General features: G+C 64.4%; 18 protein-coding genes. 12 read left to right on the top strand and 6 right to left on the bottom strand.

The window, feature by feature from the left end:
• Positions 1 to 75 precede the first annotated feature (75 nt).
• The 9 genes from NIM87_RS11275 (at position 76) to NIM87_RS11315 (ending at position 10,402) form a co-directional block, all read left to right on the top strand.
• Positions 76 to 1,077, top strand: a complete 1,002-nt coding sequence (locus NIM87_RS11275) for a putative F420-0 ABC transporter permease subunit (RefSeq protein WP_254674757.1) — start codon at positions 76 to 78, stop codon at positions 1,075 to 1,077.
• Positions 1,074 to 1,877 (top strand): ABC transporter ATP-binding protein, encoded by an 804-nt coding sequence (locus NIM87_RS11280; RefSeq protein WP_254674758.1) that lies wholly within the window; start codon positions 1,074 to 1,076, stop codon positions 1,875 to 1,877. Before NIM87_RS11275 ends, NIM87_RS11280 begins: the two co-directional genes overlap by 4 nt.
• 128 nt (positions 1,878 to 2,005) lie before the next feature.
• Complete coding sequence (locus NIM87_RS11285) at positions 2,006 to 3,007, top strand: TIGR03842 family LLM class F420-dependent oxidoreductase (protein ID WP_254674759.1); 1,002 nt, start codon at positions 2,006 to 2,008, stop codon at positions 3,005 to 3,007.
• Between the two features lie 321 nt (positions 3,008 to 3,328).
• Complete coding sequence (locus NIM87_RS11290) at positions 3,329 to 4,315, top strand: BMP family protein (RefSeq protein WP_254674760.1); 987 nt, start codon at positions 3,329 to 3,331, stop codon at positions 4,313 to 4,315.
• Positions 4,316 to 4,608: 293 nt separating this feature from the next.
• Positions 4,609 to 6,156 carry an ABC transporter ATP-binding protein gene (locus NIM87_RS11295; RefSeq protein ID WP_254674761.1) on the top strand — a complete coding sequence of 516 codons (1,548 nt, stop codon included), beginning with the start codon at positions 4,609 to 4,611 and terminating at the stop codon, positions 6,154 to 6,156.
• Positions 6,153 to 7,226 (top strand): ABC transporter permease, encoded by a 1,074-nt coding sequence (locus NIM87_RS11300; RefSeq protein ID WP_254674762.1) that lies wholly within the window; start codon positions 6,153 to 6,155, stop codon positions 7,224 to 7,226. The genes NIM87_RS11295 and NIM87_RS11300 overlap by 4 nt, the downstream gene beginning before the upstream one ends.
• A 3-nt stretch (positions 7,227 to 7,229) precedes the next feature.
• Positions 7,230 to 8,177, top strand: a complete 948-nt coding sequence (locus NIM87_RS11305; RefSeq protein ID WP_254674763.1) for an ABC transporter permease — start codon at positions 7,230 to 7,232, stop codon at positions 8,175 to 8,177.
• A 177-nt stretch (positions 8,178 to 8,354) separates the two neighbouring features.
• Positions 8,355 to 9,638 (top strand): amidohydrolase family protein, encoded by a 1,284-nt coding sequence (locus NIM87_RS11310; RefSeq protein ID WP_254674764.1) that lies wholly within the window; start codon positions 8,355 to 8,357, stop codon positions 9,636 to 9,638.
• The gene (locus NIM87_RS11315) at positions 9,635 to 10,402 is read left to right on the top strand and encodes a TIM barrel protein (protein WP_254674817.1); all 768 of its coding nucleotides are present in this window, start codon (positions 9,635 to 9,637) and stop codon (positions 10,400 to 10,402) included. Before NIM87_RS11310 ends, NIM87_RS11315 begins: the two co-directional genes overlap by 4 nt.
• 125 nt (positions 10,403 to 10,527) lie before the next feature.
• Here NIM87_RS11315 and NIM87_RS11320 read toward each other — a convergent pair whose 3' ends face one another.
• The 3 genes from NIM87_RS11320 to NIM87_RS11330 all read right to left on the bottom strand — a co-directional run bounded on the left by NIM87_RS11320 (position 10,528) and on the right by NIM87_RS11330 (position 13,620).
• Positions 10,528 to 12,033: a tripartite tricarboxylate transporter permease gene (locus NIM87_RS11320; RefSeq protein WP_254674765.1), complete on the bottom strand. Its 1,506-nt coding sequence runs from the start codon at positions 12,031 to 12,033 to the stop codon at positions 10,528 to 10,530.
• 10 nt (positions 12,034 to 12,043) lie between these two features.
• Positions 12,044 to 12,505: a tripartite tricarboxylate transporter TctB family protein gene (locus NIM87_RS11325; RefSeq protein WP_254674766.1), complete on the bottom strand. Its 462-nt coding sequence runs from the start codon at positions 12,503 to 12,505 to the stop codon at positions 12,044 to 12,046.
• A gap of 131 nt (positions 12,506 to 12,636) precedes the next feature.
• Positions 12,637 to 13,620 carry a tripartite tricarboxylate transporter substrate-binding protein gene (locus tag NIM87_RS11330; protein ID WP_254674767.1) on the bottom strand — a complete coding sequence of 328 codons (984 nt, stop codon included), beginning with the start codon at positions 13,618 to 13,620 and terminating at the stop codon, positions 12,637 to 12,639.
• 214 nt (positions 13,621 to 13,834) lie between these two features.
• Here NIM87_RS11330 and NIM87_RS11335 point away from each other — a divergent pair, with 214 nt between their 5' ends.
• Genes NIM87_RS11335 through NIM87_RS11345 form a run of 3 tightly spaced genes read left to right on the top strand, consistent with a single transcriptional unit; the run spans position 13,835 to position 17,939 of the window.
• Positions 13,835 to 15,706, top strand: coding sequence for a sensor histidine kinase (locus NIM87_RS11335; RefSeq protein ID WP_254674768.1), 1,872 nt, complete (start codon positions 13,835 to 13,837; stop codon positions 15,704 to 15,706).
• A complete protein-coding gene (locus tag NIM87_RS11340; protein ID WP_254674769.1) occupies positions 15,703 to 17,061 on the top strand; it encodes a sigma-54-dependent transcriptional regulator in 1,359 nt (452 codons plus the stop codon). Before NIM87_RS11335 ends, NIM87_RS11340 begins: the two co-directional genes overlap by 4 nt.
• A 53-nt stretch (positions 17,062 to 17,114) precedes the next feature.
• Positions 17,115 to 17,939 carry an amidohydrolase family protein gene (locus NIM87_RS11345; protein ID WP_254674770.1) on the top strand — a complete coding sequence of 275 codons (825 nt, stop codon included), beginning with the start codon at positions 17,115 to 17,117 and terminating at the stop codon, positions 17,937 to 17,939.
• A 430-nt stretch (positions 17,940 to 18,369) separates the two neighbouring features.
• On the opposite strand, the gene NIM87_RS11350 is transcribed toward NIM87_RS11345, so the two are convergent.
• From NIM87_RS11350 to NIM87_RS11360, 3 genes are read right to left on the bottom strand one after another with little or no spacing between them, the layout of a single operon-like run.
• Positions 18,370 to 19,167, bottom strand: a complete 798-nt coding sequence (locus NIM87_RS11350) for an ABC transporter ATP-binding protein (RefSeq protein WP_254674771.1) — start codon at positions 19,165 to 19,167, stop codon at positions 18,370 to 18,372.
• On the bottom strand, positions 19,160 to 20,203 hold the full coding sequence (locus tag NIM87_RS11355; RefSeq protein WP_254674772.1) for a FecCD family ABC transporter permease: 1,044 nt from the start codon (positions 20,201 to 20,203) through the stop codon (positions 19,160 to 19,162). Before NIM87_RS11355 ends, NIM87_RS11350 begins: the two co-directional genes overlap by 8 nt.
• Positions 20,200 to 21,222: a FecCD family ABC transporter permease gene (locus NIM87_RS11360; RefSeq protein WP_254674773.1), complete on the bottom strand. Its 1,023-nt coding sequence runs from the start codon at positions 21,220 to 21,222 to the stop codon at positions 20,200 to 20,202. Before NIM87_RS11360 ends, NIM87_RS11355 begins: the two co-directional genes overlap by 4 nt.
• Positions 21,223 to 21,320: the final 98 nt, after the last annotated feature.

Consider the following 21,320-nt stretch of genomic DNA (forward strand, 5'->3'; position numbering starts at 1 on the left):
GACAGGGCCGCTATCCCTTCTCCTCCCCCTAATAGGGGGAGGCCGGGTGGGGGCATCCTCTCACACAATCCAGTCATGACCCGCCTCTCGCTCCCCGCCCTCCTCGTTCTGCTTGTCGCCAGCGCCATCGCTGCCGTCACCTTCGGCCCCGCCGACATCACGCCCGGCGAAGTCTGGTCGGTAATCGCGCATCATCTCGGCCTCCTGCCCGAAAGCCCGGTCTCGCGCCTCCGCGACGCCATTGTCTGGGAACTGCGCCTGCCGCGCGTTCTCACGGCCCTTTGCGTCGGTGCGGGCCTGGCGCTCTCGGGCGCGGTCATGCAGGCAATCACCCGCAATCCACTGGCCGATCCCTATCTTCTTGGCCTCTCCTCCGGCGCTGCGCTGGGCGCCGTGAGCTTTGCCCTTGTCGGCCTCACCCTCCTCATGCCCCTCGGTGCTTTTTTTGGCAGCCTCGGCGCCCTGGCATTGGCCCTGCTGATCGCCGGCCTCCTTGGCGGCGCCACCCCCAGCCGCGCCATTCTCGCGGGCATCTGCATTGCGGCCCTCGCCTCGGCCGCCACCTCTTTCCTCATCTTCTGGTCCGCCACCGGCGACAGCTATCGCGAAATCCTCTCCTGGCTCATGGGCTCACTCTCGGGCTCGCTCTGGTTTGATGCCGCCCTGGCCAGCGCGGCGCTCGTCCTTTGCACCCCCATCATCCTTGCCTATGCCCGCGCCCTCGACGCCTTCGCCTTTGGCGATACCGCCGCAGCGAGCCTGGGCATCGACGTTCCCCGCCTGCGCTGGACCCTCCTCGGCGCTACCGCGCTCCTTACCGGCATCATGGTGGCCATTGGCGGCGCCATCGGCTTTGTCGGCCTCGTCGTGCCCCATGCCGTCCGCCTCATGACTGGCTCGCGCCACCGCGCCCTGCTGCCCCACGCCATGCTGGCGGGCGCCATATTCATGCTCTGGACCGATACTGCCGCCCGCACGCTCTTTGATCCGCGCGAACTGCCGGTCGGCATCATCACCGCATTGATTGGCGCCCCGGTGTTTCTCTTCGTCCTCCTCCGCTACCGGAGGGTCACATGAGCCTCGGCGTCTCCGGCCTTTCCGTCACAAAGGCCCAAAAACTCATCCTCTCCAAGGTCAGCTTCACCGCGCCCTCGGGCCAGGTGACCGGCCTGATCGGCCCCAATGGCGCTGGAAAATCGACGCTCTTGGCTGCACTCCTCGGCCTCACGCCCGCCACCGGCACCGCCCATTTCCACGGGCTCGACCTGCCCGCCATGCCGCGCCGGGATCGCGCCCGCCAGGTGGCTTTCGTCGAACAGTCCGCCGCCACCGAGGAACGCCTGAGCGTCCTCGATGTCGTTGCCCTTGGCCGCATCCCCTTCGAGGCCGCCTGGCAATCCGCCCCGAGCCCCGAAGACGACGCCATCCTCGCCGCCGCCCTTGGAGAAACCGGCATGACCGGCTTTGCCCACCGCAGGTTCAACACCCTGTCGGGCGGCGAACAACAGCGCGTCCACGTCGCCCGCGCCCTTGCCCAGCAACCGCGCCTGCTGCTGCTCGACGAGCCTACCAGTCATCTCGACATACGCGCCCAGCTGCAATTGCTGGCTCTGCTGCGCCGCAAGGCCGCCGAGGGCATGACCGTGCTGCTGGCCCTCCACGACCTCAATCTGGCTGTTCGCTTCTGCGACCATCTGGTGGTGCTCGACGCGGGAAAGCTGGCCGCCCAAGGTCCGCCCAGCGCGATCCTCACCCCGGCTTTGCTCGAGGCGGTCTATGGTGTGCGTGCCCGCCTTGTCGCAGACGCCCCGACAGGCCAGCCTCTCATTGTCTATGATGACGCGGTCGAGCGTATTTCTGCGCAAATACCCGATTGACATTCGTGCCTCAGCCGCCCAAAAATTTGATCGACTGGTCAAATTTCAAAGCATGACCCGGAACAGTGGAATCCGGTTTTCCGGCAAGGTCATGCGCAGTAAAAACCACAAGGGAGCGCGGGGAAGCGATGGAATTCGGCATCACCTTCAAGGGATTCATTGAGCACGAGCGCGCCCGCTATCTGGTGCGCGCCGCCGAATATGCCGGCTTCTCCTATTGCTGGTTCTATGACAGCCACATTCTCTGGCGCGATTGCTACTCGGCCATCGCCATGTGCATGGAACACACCACCGACATGCGCTTCGGCCCGCTGGTCACCAATCCCGACGTGCGGGACTGGTCGGTTGCCGCCTCCATTTTCGGCTCCCTTTCCAAGCAGTCCGGTGGCCGTTTCGATCTTGCCGTGGGTCGTGGCGACTCTTCCATGCGCGTCATGGGCAAGAAGCCCGCGACCCTCAAGCGTGTCGCCGAATTCATCGACAAGACCAAGGCCATGGTCCGCGGCGAGGAAGTCACTTATGGCGAAATCCCTGCCCCGGTGAAATTCCCCTGGGCCGTTGGCCACGATATGCCCAGCTGGGTGGCCGCCTATGGCCCACTGGCCCTCAAGACCGCCGGCGAAAGCGCCGATGGCGTGGTGCTGCAGATCGCCGATCCAGGCCTTTGCAAGTGGTTCACCGACCAGTGCCTCGAAGCTGGCAAGGCCGCAGGCAAGGACATGTCAGGCTTCCGCTCCATGGCCGCCGCCCCCGCCTACTTTGGCGACAAGAAGCGCGCCATCGAACATGTGAAGTGGTTCCCCGCAATGGTCGGCAATCACGTGGCCGATATTGTCGAGAAATATGGCGCCGATAGCGACAAGGTGCCCTCGAGCCTGACCAGCTATATCGAAAAGCGCCGCGGCTACGATTATTCCAAGCACGGCCAGGCCGATAATCCCTATCTCGATTTCATCACCGACGATGTCGTGGAAAGCTTCTGTGTCCTTGGGGAACCCGAGGATCACATCAAGAAAGTCCACGAGTTGGAGGCGGCGGGCGTCACCCAGTTCAACATCTACCTCGATAGTGGCGACGAGGAAGAAATCATCGCCAATTACGGCAGGCACGTCATCCCGGCCTTCCGCTGAAAATTCCAAAGGCGCGCCCCCCGGCGCGCTTTTTTGTTTCTGGAGCAGGGAGCACAAATAGCACCCCACCCTCGGTCCCTCCCCATCAAAGGGGAGGGAGGCGCAGGCACAGCCATCAATGTTCATCGTCTCCCTCCCCCTTGTGGGGAGGGTAGCGACGCTAGGCCCGACGGGCCGTAGCAAAGCTAGGGTGGGGGTGCTTGGCGACCAACGCAATCAATGCCTGGGGACAGCCCAACTGACCCCTTCCAAATCCCTCCCTTTGCCCGATAAATGGACACTAGGGAGTTCTGAACAACAAACAAGCAACAGGGGACGCAAATGACCAATATCACCCGCCGCACGTTGATCGCGGCGCTCAGCTTGACCACCGCATTGAGCCTGACTGGCGCCTCTTGGGCGCAGGATCTGCTCAAGGTTGCAGCCATCTGGACCGTGCCGGTCGAGCAGCAATGGGCCAGCCGCCTGCACAATGCGCTGGTCGCCGCCGAAGAAGCTGGCGAGATCGACTATGTCTACTCCGAAAATATTGCCAACACCGACTATGAGCGCGTCATGCGCGAATATGCCGAGCAGGGCGTTGGCCTCATGGTCGGCGAAGCCTTCGGCGTCGAGCAGCCCGCCCGCACCGTCGCCGCCGATTATCCCGAAATCAGCTTTCTCATGGGTTCATCCTTGCCGCCGGTGGAACCCAACTTTGCCACCTTCGACAATTTCATCCACGAGCCGAGCTACCTCACCGGCATCATCGCCGGCATGAAGACCGAAACCGACCGCATCGGCATGGTTGGCGGTTATGCCATTCCCGAGGTGAACCGGCTGATGCACGCCTTCATGGCGGGCGCCCTCTCGGTCAACCCGGATGTCAAATTCTCGGTGAGCTTCATCAACTCCTGGTACGATCCCCCGAAGGCCAAGGAAACCGCCTTCGCCATGGTCGATGCCGGCGCCGACATCCTCTATGCCGAGCGCTTCGGTGTCTCTGACGCCGCCAAGGAACGCGGCATCTTCGCGGTGGGCAATGTCATCGACACCGCCGCCGACTATCCCGGCACCATCCTCGCCTCCGCCCTCTGGCACGGCGCCCCGATGATCGACCAGGCCATTGCCGATGTGAAGGCCGGCAGCTTCACTGCTTCCGACTACGGCATCTACGCCTTCATGGAATATGGCGGCTCCTCCATGGTCGTCGACGAGGCCCTCGCCGGCCCCGAAGCCGTCGCCGCTGCCAAGGCCGTCGAAGCCAAGATCCTCGACAAGAGCTTCGTGGTCGAAATCAACGACAGCGAACCCAGCTCGACGCAGTAAGCACCCCCACCCAACCTCCCCCTTGAACAGGGGGAGGAGCCGCTTCGGTGTCTGCAACCAGATTTGAGGCACACCCGATCCGTCCCTCCCCCTATCAGAGGGAGGCTAGGTGGGGGCACCAAAGCAATCGGCTCTCGGGTCAAAAGCACTCCACCCTCAATCCCTCCCCATCAAGGGGAGGGAGGCGCGGGACTGGGACGCCAGTGTTCATCGTCTCCCTCCCCCTCGTGGGGAGGGATCAAGGGTGGGGGCATGGACCGACCACACACCCCAAAGTCCAGGAGCAGGAGCCCATGACAAGCCACACACCCCTGCTCTCCCTCACCGACATCACCAAGCGCTTCGGCACGCTCATCGCCAACAACGCCATTTCCCTCGACCTGCACCAAGGCGAAATCCTCGCCCTTTTGGGCGAGAACGGCGCTGGCAAGACAACGCTGATGAACATCCTCTTTGGGCATTACGTGCAGGACGAAGGCACGGTGCGCGTTGCCGCCGGGGGCGACGTCATGACCACCCTGCCGCCCGGCTCGCCCGGCGCCGCGCTTGCCGCCGGCATTGGCATGGTGCACCAGCACTTTACCCTCGCCGAAAACCTCTCCGGCCTCGACAACATCCGCCTCGGCACCGAGCCCCTGCTCTCCTTCGGCCGCCGCCATGCAGCCCGCGCCAAGGTCGAAAAGATCATCACCGAAAGCGGCCTCGACGTCGATCTCGACCGCCGCGTCGATGGCCTGACCGTGGGCGAAAAGCAGCGCGTCGAAATCCTCAAGGCGCTCTACCGCGACGCCCGCGTGCTCATCCTCGATGAACCTACCGCCGTCCTGACCCCCCAGGAGGCCGAGGGCCTATTCGCCGTTTTAAGGCGCCTGGCCGCCAATGGTCTTGGCGTCATTTTCATCTCCCACAAGCTGGGCGAAGTGCTCGCGGTCTCCCATCGCATCATGGTGCTGCGCGCCGGCGAACAGGCCGGTGAACTGGTCACCGCCCAGGCTGACCGCCGCGCCATTGCCGACCTCATGGTTGGCAAGGCCGTGGCTGAAGTCACCCGCACGCCGGGCGCCAGGGGCCGGGCCCTTGTCGAGTTCCAGTCCGTGAGCCTGGGGAAACCGGGCCATCGCGCGGCCCTCCATGGCGTCAGTTTCGATCTGCGCGCCGGGGAAGTCGTCGGGCTGGCCGGTGTCTCGGGCAACGGTCAATCCGCCATTGCCGCATTGATCTCCGGCCTCGCCGTGCCGGACAGCGGCACCATGCGGCTCTATGGCGATCCTGTCACTCGCGCCGATCCGCGCCGCCTCGTGGCAGCGGGTGTCGCCCGCATGCCCGAAGATCGCCAGCATGACGGCGTTGTTGGCACCATGAGCGTTGCCGACAACATCGCCATCGAGGAGGTTCGCTCGCCCGGTTTCTCGCGCTATGGCTTCATTGATGCCAAAGCCATCCGGGCCCGCGCCACGGCCGCCATTGCCGCCTATGATGTGCGCTGTCCCGGCCCCGATGCCGAAGCCCGTCTGCTCTCGGGCGGCAATGTGCAAAAGCTGATCCTCGCCCGCGTTCTCGAGCGCGCGCCACGCGTCATTCTTGCCAATCAGCCGACCCGTGGTCTCGATATTGGTGCCCAGGCCGAGGTGCATCGGCGCATCATTGCCGCCCGGGATCGGGGCGCGGCGGTTCTTGTCATTTCCGAAGACCTCGACGAACTCTTTGCCCTCAGTGATCGCTTCCTCGTCATCCATGCCGGCGAGATCACCGATGCCGGCCCCGCCGAGACGCTTGACCGTGCCACCGTCGGCCTGTTGATGGCAGGCCAAACCCACACCCCGGAGACCCTTGCCTCATGAGCCTCCGCCTCGAACCGCGCGAACACGCGCCCCTCGGCCTGCGTCTCCTCGTCTCGCTGCTCGCCGGCGCCATTGCCCTGTTGTTTGTCGCCATTCCGGTCATGGCGGCGGGAGCCAATCCGTGTGAGGCCTATGTGCTCATGGCGCAGGGCGCCTTTGGCTCCATGTTCGCCCTCTCCGAAACGCTCAACCGCGCCACCCCGCTCATCCTGACGGGCCTTGCCGCCACCGTCGCCTTTCGCGCCCGTCTTTGGAACATCGGCGCCGAAGGCCAGCTCTATATGGGGGCACTGGCCGCCGTGCTTGTCGGCTCAGGGTTCCTGCAATTGCCCGGCCCCATCATGATCCCGGCCATCATGCTGGCGGGCTTCCTGGCGGGCGGACTGATGATGGTGGTGCCCACCATGCTCAAGCAGCGCTTCGGCGCCGACGAGGTGGTCATCACCCTGCTGCTCAATTTCGTCGTCATTCTCTTCATCCAGATGCTCATCGAAGGCCCCCTCAAGGACCCGCTGTCCATGGGCTGGCCGCAATCTGTGCCGCTGCTGGCCGAAGCCAAATTCGACAAGCTCGTCCCGCGCCTCCGCACTCATTGGGGGCTGATCATCGGCCTCGTCTCGGCGCTGCTGCTCTGGCTCATGGTCAAAAAGACCGTGCTCGGTTTCGAGATCAAGGCCGTGGGCGAAAACAAGCCCGCGGCCCGTTTCGCCGGCATTCCGGTCGATGCCACCATGCTCAAGGTGGCGCTGATTTCCGGCGGCCTCGCCGGCCTCGCCGGCGTCGGTGAAGTGGCGGGGGTCAAGGGCTATCTCTCCGCCGACCTGTCACCCGGATTTGGCTATTCCGGCATTGTCGTGGCCATGCTTGCGGGCCTCTCGCCCATCGGCAGCGTGCTCGCCGCCATCTTCATCGCCGCGGTTTTTGTGGGCGCCGACTCCATGAGCCGCGCCACCGGCATTTCCAACTATCTGGCCGATCTCGTGGTCGCGCTCAGCCTCCTCTGCGTCCTGGTCGGCAGCTTCTTCCTCCGCTTCCGCCTTGCCCCCGCCAATCCGAAAGTGGAGGCCTGAGCCATGGACGTCCTTTTCGACATTTTCGGCTCGGCCAATTTCTGGGCCGCTGCTATCCGCATCGCCACACCGCTGATCTTCGGCGTGCTCGGCGCCTTGATCTGCGAGCGCGCCGGCGTCCTCAACCTCGGCATCGAAGGCATTTTCGTCGCCGGAGCCATGGCCGGCTGGCTGGCTGTCTATCTCGGGGCTGGTCTCTGGGGCGGGGTCCTTGTCGCCGCGCTCACCGGCGCAGCCTTCGGGCTGCTCCACGCCTTCCTCACCGTCGTCCTTGGCCTGTCCCAGCATGTCTCGGGCATCGGCATCACCCTGCTTGCCACCAGCGCCAGCTATTTCACCTACCGCACGGCCCTGCCCGATGTGTCCTCGCCGCCCCGCATCGTGCCGTTCCAGTCACTCGACCTTGCCGGCCTTTCCGACCTGCCCTTTTTCGGACCGGTTCTCTTCTCGCAGACCGCCCTGACCTGGTTGGCGCTGCTCCTGGTCGCGCTCGTCGCCTTCGTGCTCTACCGCACCCCGCTGGGCCTCTCCATCCGCGCCGTTGGCGACAATCCGGCTTCGGTCGAGGCCCAGGGTCTGTCCGTCATCGGCCTCAGGATCGGCGCCGTCGTGGTCGGCTCCGCGCTGATGGCCCTGGGCGGCGCCTTCCTCACCATGTCGGCCTTCGACGCCTTCTTCTTCGGCATGGTCAATGGCCGCGGCTGGATTTGCATCGCCCTCGTCGTCTTCGCCTCCTGGCAGCCGGGCAAAGCCCTGCTCGGCGCCCTCCTGTTCGGCGCCTTCGATGCCTTCCAGATCCGCCTCCAGGCCGAAATCGGCCAGGTGGTGCCCGGCCAGGTCTTCCTCATGCTGCCCTATCTGCTGTCTATTCTGGCTCTGGTGCTCGTCGCCCGAAAAGCCGATTATCCCCGCGCCCTGCTCCAGCCCTGGACCAAGGGGCAGCGGCACTAACTCCCTTCTTCACCCTCCCCCTTGAGGGGAGGGTAGCGCAGCTTGGCCGTCAGGCCGTAGCGCAGCTAGGGTGGGGGTGTCGATATCCGTGACGCCAGTCGGCCGACACCCCACCCTCAATCCCTCCCCTCAACGGGGAGGGATGCGCTGGAACCGAAAAAGAACAAGAGACGAAAAATGTTCGACCTGAAAATCACCAATGCCACCCTGCCCGACGGCCGCACCGGCATGGACATCGGCGTCCAGAATGGCCGCATCGCGGCGCTCGAGCCTCATCTGCCCGGTGAGGCCGGCCAAACCATCGACGCATCCGGCCAACTGGTGGCGCCACCCTTTGTCGATTGCCACTTCCACATGGACGCCACCCTCTCTCTCGGCCTGCCGCGCCACAACGAGAGCGGGCGCCTGCTCGAAGGTATCCAGATCTGGGGCGAACTGAAGCCCCTCCTCACCCACGAGGCGGTCATCCAGCGCGCCCTCGACTATTGCGATCTGGCCGTATCGCAGGGCCTGCTCGCCATTCGCACCCATGTCGATATCTGCGACGACAGGCTGCTGGGCGTCGAAGCCCTGCTCGAAGTCAAGAAACAGGTCGCCCCCTATATCGACCTGCAACTGGTCGCCTTCCCGCAGGATGGCTACTATCGCTATCCCGGCGCCGTGGACCTCCTCAATCGTGCCCTCGACATGGGCGTCGATGTCGTCGGCGGCATTCCCCATTTCGAGCGCACGATGGCCGATGGCGCCGCCAGCGTGACAGCGCTGTGCGAAATCGCCGCCACCCGCGGCCTCCTGGTCGATCTCCACTGCGACGAGACCGACGACCCGCTCAGCCGCCACATCGAGACCCTGGCCTACGAGACCCAGCGCCTTGGGCTCGGGGGGCGCGTCAATGGCTCACACCTCACCTCCATGCATTCCATGGACAATTACTATGTCTCAAAGCTCCTGCCGCTGATGGCCGAGGCCGGGGTCAGCGCCACCGCCAATCCCCTGATCAACATCGGCATCCAGGGCCGCCACGACACCTATCCCAAGCGCCGCGGCATGACCCGAATCCCCGAAATGCTGACCTATGGCATCACCTGCGCCTTCGGCCACGACTGCGTCATGGACCCCTGGTATTCGCTTGGCCAGGCCGACATGCTCGAAGTCGCCTCGATGGGTCTCCATGTCGGCCACATGTCCAGCCGCGACGCCATGCGCCAATGCTTCGATCTGGTCACCAACGGCCCGGCAAGGATCATGCATCTGGATGGCTACGGCCTTGATATCGGCTGCAAGGCCGACATGGTTCTGCTCCAGGCCGCCGACCCCATCGAAGCCATTCGCCTGAAGGCGACCCGCCTCGCCGTTATCAAGTCCGGCAAGGTCATCGCCTCTGCCCCGCGCCGGGAGAGCACCCTGTCGCTCGCCGGCCGCCCGCATATGGTCGACGCCTCAACGGTGGGCCCCCGCTGATGCAACTCTCCGCCTGTATCGAATGGCTGTTTGCCGACGAAGCCGAGGACATCGGCGACCGCATCCGGCTCGCCAAGGCCTCGGACCTCGACGCGGTCGAATTCTGGTTCTGGAGCAACAAGGATCTCGACGCCGTCGCAGCCGCGCTCAGCGAGACCGGCCTGCCCCTTTCCGGCTTTGTCGCCGAGCCGATTATCCCCCTCACCGATCCAGCCAATCATGCGGCCTTCCTTGAAGGCCTCAAGCGCTCGGTCGATGTCGCCCGGCGTCTGGGTGCAAAAGTACTGATCGCCCAGGCCGGCAATGACCTGCCCGGCGTGTCCCGCACCGATCAGCGCGCGGCGCTCACGGCATGCCTCGCGGCCTCCGCCGATATCCTCAAGGGTTCAGGCATCCGCCTGGGCGTCGAACCGCTCAATACCCTGATCGACCACCAGGGCTATTTCCTGCCATCGACCGTGGAAGCTCTCGACATTGTCGACGATGTCGCCCGCCCCGAAATCGGCATTGTCTACGACCTCTACCATTCGCTCGTTATGGGCGAGGTGCCCGAGGAGGTTGTCGCCGGTCGCGTCGACCGCATTATCCACGTCCATGTCGCCGACCATCCAGGCCGCAATGATCCCGGCACCGGCAATCTCGACTTGAAGACGCCGCTCGCCTGGCTCTTCGCCAATGGCTACAGCGGCCGCGTCGGGCTGGAATACCGGCCTGCCATGCCGACGAGCCAGGGGATCGAGGCGGTAAGAAGGCGCCTGGGTTAGCGCAGATCACCCCCACCCGTCCTCCCCCTGAAGAAGGGGGACGAGAAGAAAGTGGGCTTCTAGGTTCGAGACAAACTCGATCGGCCCCTCCCCCTATCAGGGGGAGGCTGGATGGGGGTATCCCCTCAATCCTCCTCGACAAACACCTCCGCCCGCTTCTTGCGGATGGAGGGCAGCACCGCCACCAGCACGGCGGCCAGCGCCAGCACCAGCAGCGTTGCCGAGATCGGTCGGGTGACAAAGATCGTCGGGTCACCCCGCGAAATGATCATCGCCCGGCGCAGATGCTCTTCCAGCAGCGGCCCCAGGACAAAGCCCAGCAGCAGCGGCGCCGGTTCGCAGCCGAAGCGGATCAGCAGGTAGCCAACAATGCCGAAGAAGGCGATGGCATAGATGTCGTAGATATTCTGGTTGATCGAGAACGTGCCGATGCAGGCAAACAGCACAATGGCCGGGAACAGCACCCGATAGGGGATCGAGAGCATCTTCACCCACAGCCCCACCAGCGGCAGGTTGAGGATGACCAGCAGCAGATTGCCCACCCACATTGAGGCGATGATGCCCCAGAACAGCGCCGGCTGTTCATTGATGACATTGGGGCCGGGCGTGATCCCCTGGAGGATGAACGCCCCGATCATCAGCGCCATCACCGGATGGGCCGGAATGCCCAGCGTCATCAGCGGAATGAACGAGGTTTGCGCAGCCGCATTATTGGCCGACTCTGGCCCCGCCACCCCCTCGATGGCGCCCTTGCCGAACTCCTCGGGATGCTTGGAAAGGCGCTTTTCGGCCGAGTATGAGGCAAAGGCGGAAAGGATATGGCCACCCCCCGGCAAGACGCCGAGGACCGAGCCAATGCCGGTGCCCCGCAGCACCGGCCAGATGATGCGTTTGATGTCATCGCGGGTCAGCCAGAGGTTCTTGACCGCTTTGACCCCCACTTCGCGCTCATGCTCATTTTCGAGGTTACGCAGGATTTCGGCCACCCCGAACACGCCCACGGCCACGGCTACGAAATTGAGCCCACCGAACAGTTCGCGCAGCCCGAAGGTGAAGCGCGGCGTGCCGGTATAAATGTCCTGCCCCACCATGCCCAGCAATAGCCCGAGCACGATCATCGCCAGCGCCTTGATGATCGATCCATGCGCCAGCGCGATGGACACCAGAAGCCCCAGCACGATCAGTGAAAAATATTCCGGCGCCCCGAAATTGAGGGCCGCCCGGGCCAGCGGCGGCGCAAAGGCGGCGAGGAGGAAGGTCGCTACCGAACCGGCGAAGAACGAACCGATTGCTGCCGCCGCCAGCGCCGGACCAGCACGACCCTTGCGGGCCATCTGATAGCCGTCGATGGCGGTCACGGCCGCCGAACTCTCGCCCGGCAGATTGATGAGAATGGCCGTGGTCGATCCGCCATACTGGGCGCCATAGTAAATGCCCGCCAGCATGATCAGCGCCGTCTCGGCATTGAGCGAGAAGGTGATCGGCAGCAGCATGGCGATGGTGGCTGTCGGCCCGATGCCGGGCAGCACGCCAACCAGCGTCCCCAGCAGCACACCCACGAAGCAATAGAGAATGTTGAACGGGTCGAGCGCGACCGAAAAACCAAGTCCAAGGGAAGAGAAAAGATCCATCACGCCGCTCCTAGAACCGCAGCCAGGGGCCGACCAGCGGCACGATCATGCCCAGTCCGACCACAAAGATCAGGAGGCAAAGGACACACAGGCCAACCGAGATCACCAGCGCCGAAAGCATGGAGTTCCGTGTGCTCGACAGGGCCGTGGCAAGTCCGGCAATCAACACCACGGGAATGAAGCCGAGGCCGCGGAAGGTCGCGGCAAAGAACAGGATTGTCCCCAACACCAGCACCAGCCCGCGCCAGGGCCACGGTGGCGCCGCCGCCTCATCCGGTTTGCCTACGCCCTTGGCAGCGACAGCAATGCCCAGGGCCACAAGGATTCCCCCCAGCAACACCGGCATGAAGCCCGGCCCCATGCGGAACGGCGTTCCAAAATCGTAGCGCAAGGCCTCGAGCGCAAAGTAGCCGCCAAAGGCAACAAATATTGCCCCGGCCGCCAGATCATTGCGCGACGCGTTGAGTGCCATGTAGTCCCCCTAAATTCTTACCGACCGACCGTTCGCGGCCGCCGGAGGTCCCGCAACCCTGCCCTGTCGATGGACAAGCATCGGGATCAAGTTGGGCGCCGCAACCCGTGGTCGCGACGCCCGCTATGCGCTTACTGCGCGGCAACGCCTGCTGCAGCGATGACTTCAGCCCAAAGGGCCGTCTGGCCTTCGAGCTTCTCGGCCAGCGCATCCGGGGTCGCTTCGCTTGCCGGCACCGGATAGGTGCCCAGCTCGGCAAAGCTGTTGCCGACATTTTCGTCCGCCAGCGCTGCCTGCAGCGCCGAGGTCAGCCGCTCGATGATCGCCGGATCCGTGCCGGCCGGTGCATAAAGACCGTGCCAGATCGAGAGATTGAAGTTCTCCACCCCGCCTTCGGCCATGGTCGGCACGTCAGGCAGCACGGCGATACGTTCCGGCGTCGTCACGGCATAGGCCTTGATCTCGCCGGCCTGGATCTGGCTGGTGGTATTGGTGGTCTGGTCGCACATCATGTCGATCTGGCCGCCCAGCAGGTCGGTCATGGCCGGACCGGTGCCCTGGTAGGGCACTTCGGTCAGCTTGATGTCGAGCGCATCCTGGAACAGCAGGCCGCACAACTGGCTGGCCGCACCGATGCCGGCATTGGCATAGGTGACGTTTTCGCCGTTTTCCTTGACATAGGCGATCAGGTCTTCGAGCGAGGCTGGCTCGAAATCCTTGCGGGCCACCATGGTCATCGGCACTTCGGTGACCAGGCCAATCGGCGCGAAGTCTTCCATCGGTGAGTACGGCAGGCTGGCATAGAGCGCCGGGGCCGTCGACATGCCGATATGGTGCAGCAGCAGCGTGTAGCCGTCATTGGCGGCCGCAGCCACCTGACCGGCGCCCAACGTGCCGCCAGCGCCACCGACATTCTGCACCACGACCTGCTGCCCCAGGTCCTCGCTCATGGCCGCAGCCACGAGGCGGGTCACGGTATCGGTCGGCCCACCGGCCGAGAACGGCACCACGATGGTCACCGGCTGGGTCGGGTAGTCCTGTGCGGAAACAGCCACTGCACTCAGGGCCGAGCTGGCCACAAGGCCAATGGCAAGGGTCTTGAATAGGGTCTTCATGGTCTTGGATATCCTCCCAAATGACATGGCTCCGAAAAACCTCCCCGGAGCACCCCCGAAATTCCCCGGGGTTGCCTGCTCTGTTGCAAACGCCATGCCAAGGCAAAAAAGCAAGGCAGATATGCAATCAGCGCGGATCATGTTAACTGATCCGGCAAGATATTGCCGATGATCTGCGTGAGTTCAGGCAAAATCTTGCCGAGTGAGGAGTGGCATGGCGGAAAACAGCACCACATGGCGAGGCCTGATGGCGCGGCGGCACATTCCCGCCGTCGGCGCTGGGCTTGCCGTGGTCCTGGTGGTGTTCTGGGTGGCGTTCGAAATGACCCTCACCGCCTCGGTGCGCGATGTCGAACTTCAGGCCCAGCGCCGTCTCGCCCTGTTTGATCGCACGCTTGAAGCCATCATCGAGCGCTTCCACTACCTGCCTGTCGCTATCTCCCAGGCCCGCGAAACCCGCGCCGCGCTCGACAATCCCGGCGACCCCGCGGCCATCGACGCGGCCAATGGCTTTCTCAGCCAGCTCAACGAAACCGCCGGGGCCAGCGAAATCTTTCTCATGGAAGACACCGGCAGTGTCGTTGCCGCCAGCAATTGGTGGACGCTGACCAGTCTCGTGGGCACCAATTATTCCTTCCGCCCCTATTTCGCTGATGCCATGACGCGCGGGCGGTCCGAATATTACGCCTTCGGTATTTCCACCAATGTGCCCGGCCTGTTCCTGTCGCAACGTGTTGACGGACCGGACGGTCCCCTGGGCGTAGCGGTCACCAAGATCAACCTCGGAGAAATCGAAGCCGCCTGGTGGCGCTCGGGCGAATTGATCGGCATCGTCGATCTCAACGACGTTGTCATCCTCTCGACCCGCCCGGATTGGCGATACCGCCCGCTCCAGACCATTCCGCTCTCGCGCTATGGCGCCATTGCCTCCCAGTTGCGCTACGGCGAAAACGGCATCGACAACACCGGCATCATTGCCGACCGCTGGAATTCGCGCGGTGCCGAATTTGCCCTGCTCGCCGGCCCGGACCCCGAAACCACGGGGTATTTCGTCCTCCAGGAACTGCGCCTGCCCAAGCATGGCTGGCGCCTGCTTTCCTTTACGCCACTGGCCCCGCTCTATGGCGGCGCCCTCACCATGGCCACTGCCGCGGCCCTCGCCTGCGCTGCCCTGCTGCTGATCGTGGTTCTCTTTGAACAGCGCCGGCGCCTCGTTGCCCAGCGCCTCGCCGATCACAATCAGCTCGAACATCGCGTCGCCGAGCGTACCGAAGACCTGCACGCCATGAACGAGCAATTGCGTGCCGAAATCGCCGAGCGCATCCGCGCCGAAAAAGCCGAACGCGAGGCCCAGGAAGGCCTGGTGCAGGCGGCCAAGCTCGCCAGCCTGGGCCAGGCGCTCGCCGGAGTGGCCCACGAGGTCAGCCAGCCCGTTGCCGCCCTTGCCACCCACATGGCCAGCGCCCGGCTCCTCGAACAGCGCCGCGGCGGCAGCGATCTGGGGCCGGTGCTCACCGCCATGGACAAGGTGGTGGAACGTCTCGCGACCCTCACCAGCCACCTCAAGAATTTTGCCCGCAAGGAAACCCGGGTCACCATGGCCGCCGACACCGGCGCCACCATCGCCAATGCGCTTGATCTGACCGATCACCGCCTGCGCCAGGTCGGCGTCGATATCGAATATCGCCGCCCCCACCCGCCCATCGGCGTCGCCGCCAACCCGGTGCATCTTGAACAGGTGCTGATCAACCTTATCGCCAATGCCGCCGACGCCATGGAGGATGCGCCCCTGCGCGTTCTCTCCATCGGCGTCTCCAGCGACGGCAGCACCGCATGTATTTCCATTTCCGACACCGGCACCGGCATTGCCGAGGCCGACCGGGCGACGCTTTTCGACCCCTTCTTCACCACCAAGCCCGCCGGCAAGGGCCTTGGCCTGGGGCTGGCCATTTCCTATGGCCTGGTCCGCGACAGCGGCGGCGCCCTCACCGTGCGCTCCAGCCCCGGCAAGGGCAGCACCTTCACCATCACCCTGCCGGCGCGTACCGCTGGCGTCGCCAAACCATCCGCGAGAGTGTCCGCATGAGCCCCCAGACAATCGAGGCCACTGTCCTGATCGTCGATGACGAAGACATGGTGCGCACCGCGCTCGAGCAATGGCTGCGCCTCTCCGGCTTCGACACCGCCACCGCTGCCAATGCCCAGGAAGCAATGGCCGTCATTGATGATCGCCATCCCCATATCGTCCTGACCGATGTGCGCATGCCGGGCCTCTCGGGGCTTGATCTCCTGCGCTCGATTGCCGAACGCGGCCTGCCCACCGAGGTCATCCTCATCACCGGCCACGGCGACGTGCCCATGGCCGTCGAAGCCATGCGGGCCGGTGCCTTCGATTTCCTGCAAAAGCCCTATGTGCCCGACCAGCTGGTCAATTCCATTTCCCGCGCCGCCGAACAGGCGCGCCTCAAACGCGAACTGGCTGACCTCCGCCGCAAGCTCGACGGCGGGGAAACCGAACTCGCCACCCGCCTCGTCGGCGCCTCCCGCGTGATGCAGGAATTGCGCCGCTCGGCGCTCGAACTGGCGGCCATCCCCGCCGACATCATCCTTCTGGGTGAAACCGGCACCGGCAAGGAAGTCGTGGCCCGGTGCCTCCACGATTTCTCGCCCCGCGCCAAGGGGCCCTTTGTCGCCGTCAACTGCGCTGCCATTCCAGCCGAGCTGATCGAAAGCGAACTGTTCGGCCACGAGGCCGGCTCCTTCACCGGCGCTTCCGGCCAGCGTATCGGCAAATTCGAATACGCCAACGGCGGGACCCTGCTGCTCGACGAAATCGAATCCATGCCCCTCCTCGCCCAGGCCAAGGTGTTGCGCGTCATTCAGGAGCGCGAGGTCGAGCGCCTCGGCTCCAACAAGCAGATCCCGCTCGATCTGCGCATCATCGCTGCCTCAAAGGTCGACCTCAGCGCTGAAAGCCAGGCCGGACGTTTCCGCGCCGATCTCTATTATCGCCTCAACATGGCCACGCTGGATCTGCCGCCCCTGCGCGACCGGGGCGATGATTGCGTCATCCTCTTCCATCATTTCCTGTCCGAAGCCGCCCGCCGCTTTGGCCGCCCGGCCCCGACGCTGCATCCGGCCGATATCAATGCGCTGCTGTCCCACGCCTGGCCCGGCAATGTTCGTGAATTAAAGGCCGCCGCCGACCGGTTTGCATTGGGCCTTGGCGCCACCGGGCGCTCCATCGGCGATATTCTGGGCCAGCGCGTGCCCACCACTTCCGGCGCAAGCCTTGCCGAACGGCTCGCCGCCTATGAGCGGCACCTGATCGAGGCCGAACTGGACCGCCACCAGGATTCCATCGCCGCCGTGGCCGAGGCCCTGCAGGTCCCCCGCCGCACCTTGAGCGAAAAGATGAGCCGCCTCGGCGTCCGTCGTTGACGCCAGCACGCTGATAAGTCACTCCGGCACCAGATGTGCCAAGGGGAATGAGCATGATCCCGATTATCGACACGCATTTGCACCTGATCTACCCGGATCGGTTCTCCTACCCCTGGATTTCCGGCAGCCACCCGCTCAAGGGTCGCTGGACCATCGAGGATTATTGGACCGAGGCCAAACCGCTGGGCATCGAGGCCGCGCTCCATATGGAGGTCGATGTTGATCAGGCCGATATTGAGGCCGAAACCCGCTTTGTCCTGGGACAGGATGGCATCACCGGCGCCATCGCCGCCTGCCGCCCCGAAAACCCCGGTTTCCCCATGCAGCTCGAAGCGCTGGCGGCTATTCCCGGCGTCCGAGGCCTGCGCCGCATCCTCCACGAAGTGCCCGACAGCCTCAGCCAGACGCCGCACTTTGCCGAAAACCTCCGCCGCCTGCCCGCCCATGGCCTGACCTTCGACCTCTGCCTCCGCCCCGACCAATTGCCCATCGGCCAGGCGCTCGCGGCCAAGTGTCCCGACGTAACCTTCATCCTCGATCATTGCGGCGCGCAGGATATTACCGTGGGCACTCTCAGCCCCTGGCGCGAGAACATCGCCGCCATGGCGCAAATGCCAAACGTGGTCGCAAAGGTGTCCGGCATCATGGCCTATGCCGGCAGGGGCTGGACCCTTGATGCCATCCGTCCCTATGTCGAGCACATCATCGAAAGCTTCGGCTGGGACCGCGTTGTCTGGGGCTCGGACCATCCGGTGGTGACCCTGGGCGGCTCACTCACCGACTGGGTCACCGCCACCCGCCAGATCGTCAGCGGCGCCAGCACTGACGAACAGACCAAATTGTTCCACGCCAACGCCAAACGGATTTATCGTCTCTAGCCCGCTTCACACGCCCCGGCCACGCGGCACCCGCTGCCCCTCGCCCCTCCGGGGAGAGTGCCTGATCATTTCACGTTCAGTTGAATTCGCGGCCCTTTTACCTCCCTCCCCCTTGTGGGGAGGGTAGTGAAGCTGGCTGCGCAGCAGCCTAGCGCAACTCGGGTGGGGGTGTCGGCATGTTCTCTGGCTCGGTGTCTTTGGAGGTCGCGTCACCCCCACCCCAGCTATGCTTGGGCCTGTCGGCCTAGCGTCGCTACCCTTCCCACAAGGGGGAGGGAGGTAAAAGGGCCGCGAATTCAGTTAAACGTGAAACGGTCTAGCCCGCATCACAGCCCGGCCCCGCGGCTCCTGCGTCCCCTCGCCCCTCCGGGGAGAGGGCCAGGGTGAGGGGCCAATCTTTTAGCAGTCCCCAATGCCTCGACCTAAATCCCTACCCCCGCCGATGCGGAATGCAGATCGGTCGCTGATGCACTGGATCGAGAATGATCTCGGCGGTGACATTGAACACCTCGGCAATCAGGTCGGCCCGCATCATCACCTCGGGTGCCCCCCGTGCGCGCACCTTGCCGCCCGACACGAACACCAACTGGTCCGCATAGCGCGCCGCAAGATTGAGATCGTGCAGCACCAGCACAATGGTGCGCCCCTCTTCCCTATTGAGCCTGGTAACCAGTTCGAGGCAATCGAGCTGGTGCGCCATGTCGAGGTGGTTCACCGGCTCGTCGAGGCAGATGACGTCGCTCTCCTGCGCCAGCACCATGGCAATCCAGGCCCGCTGCAATTGCCCGCCCGAAAGCGAACCAATGCGCCGCTGCGCCATATGCGCCACCCCGGTGCCCGCCATGGCCGTGGCCACCGCCACGTCGTCGCGCGCACTCCATGGCTGCAGCATGGCCTGATGCGGATAGCGCCCCAGCCGCACCAGTTCCTCCACCGTCATATCGAGCGGCGCGCTTGGGCTTTGCGCCAACAGCCCGATCCGCCGCCCCAGCGCCTTGCCTTTGAGGCGCGCAATATCCTCGCCGTCGAGCAGGACTGCACCCGATTGCGGCGCATGCAGGCGACGAATGGCCCGCAACAATGTGGATTTGCCACAGCCGTTCGGTCCGGCCAGCACCGTGATCTGTCCGGCCGGTATCGGCAGGTCCAGCGCATCGAGCACCAGGTCCTGTCCATAGCCCAGTGTCAGGTTTTTCACCTCGATACGGCTGGCCACACGCTCATCCATTGGTCTTGTCCTTGCGCATGAGGAGAAACAGGAAATAGGGCGCGCCGATTACGGCTGTTACTGTCCCGGCCGGCACTTCGAGCGGCGCAAAGGCCACGCGCACCAAAAGGTCCGCCCCCACCAGCATGATGGCGCCCAGCATGCTCGAAACGAGAATCCCCGCGGCCCGTGCCCGTCCCACCAGAAGCCGCGCCAGATGCGGCGCGATCAGTCCGATAAAGGCCACACCGCCGGCAAAGGCTACCGCGCCAGCCGTCAACAGCGCTGCCAGAAAGAAAATGAATACGCGATAGATCGGCAGGTTCAGCCCGATGCTGCGCGACGAAACATCGTCGAGATCGGCGGGTGGCAAATGCCGCGCAGCCAGCGCCGCAACAATGGCCGTTGGCGTCAGCACCGCCGCCATCAATTGCACCTCGCTCCAATTGATGGTGTTGACCGCTCCAGCCAGCCAACGCGCCGCCTGCGAGGCCTGATAAATCGGCCCGACCAGCATGAAAATCGTTGTCAGTGCCTTGGCCACGGCCGCAACAGCAATGCCGAACAGCAAGAGGCGTATGGCCGACGAGGCCTGCCGCCCCGACAGGATGAACACCAGCGTAATTGCCGCAAGTGCGCCAATCGCCGCCGCCAGCGGCTGCCAGGCCACCGAAACCATCAGCGCATTGGCCTCGTCCGAAAAGATGGCCATGAACAGCACCACGCCCAGCGCCGCCCCATCCACCACGCCAAGCACCCCGGGCGAGGCCAGCTCATTGCGGGTAATGCGCTGCAAGAGATAGCCCGCAAACGCCATGGCGCCACCGGCCAGCGCCGCGGCGGCCACGCGCGGCATGCGCAATTGCAGCACCACCAGCCGCTCGGCTCGTTCCCCACCCCCCAGCAACACATGGGCCACCGTTTCAAGCGGCATCCAGGTCGAGCCAAAGCCGACACCGGCAAGGAACAGCGCGATAAACACTGCCGTCACAAGTGCAACAGCGAGGGTCACCGGCCCGGCCGGAAATCCCCGGCTACTGAAACTGTCGACGCTCATGCCAGCCTCCGCTTCAGCAGGACCAGCAGCGTCACTGCCCCAACCACGGCGGTAATCGCCCCTACCGGCGCCTCGACCGGGTAAATCACGAAGCGCGCCGCAATGTCGGCCAGCGTCGCATAAATGGCGCCCGACAATGCCGCGGCGGCAAGCTGATGGCGATGCCGCAGCCCGACAAGGCGTCGCGCCAGATGCGGCACCACCAGCCCGACAAAGGCCACAGGCCCGGCCATCGACACCGCCGCGCCGGTTAGCAGCGAGACGGCGAGGAATGCCAAGCCACGCACCAGCACCAGCGGCACGCCCAGGCTTGATGCCGTCGAGTCATCGGCATGCAGCACATCGAGCGCCCCCGAAAGCGCAAAGGCAATGGCAGCACCGAGCACCACAACCGGCAACCCGTTGTAAAAGAGGCTGATCGGCCGGTCGACAAAGGCCCCCGACAGCCAGAACAGCAATTGCTGCAATTGCGCTTCATTGCTGGTGAGGATGATTTCCACCACCGCATGGCTGAGGCTGGCAAAGGTCACGCCGACGAGAACGATCTTGAGCGGCGACAAGCCGCCCGCGCCCGCCGCCACGCCAAATACCACGACGCTGGTCACCAGCGCCCCCAGCGCCGCGGCCAGCGACAGACCGACCAGCGATTGCACACCGAACACTACCGTCGCCACGACCACCGCCAGCGATGCGCCGCCATTGAGACCCAGCGTATCAGGCGACGCGATGCGGTTGCGCGACAGGGTCTGCACCACCACCCCGGCCATGCCCAGCGCCGCCCCCACCAGCGGCGCGATGATCGCACGTGGGAGTCGGAGCCCGGCAATCACCGTTGCCGTTTCGCTGCCGTCATTGGCGCTAAGCGCCAACCAAACATCGGCAAGCGAATAGACCTTGTAGCCAAAGACAAGGCTCCCCAGCATGGTAAGGCACAGCACCATGCCCAGACCTGCATAGGTCCAGACCCGGCGCGACACGGCCGCATGGCCGGTCTGTGTTGCAATGGTGATATCCGCCAAGTGCGCACCAAACATGATGTTGACAGTCAGATTAAATTCTGATGATTGCAGCCATCGGATTTCTGACGTCCGTTGTCAAGTTAGTGAAGGAATATGCC

This window comes from Devosia ureilytica (assembly GCF_024273195.1).
Taxonomy (GTDB): Bacteria; Pseudomonadota; Alphaproteobacteria; order Rhizobiales; family Devosiaceae; genus Devosia; species Devosia ureilytica.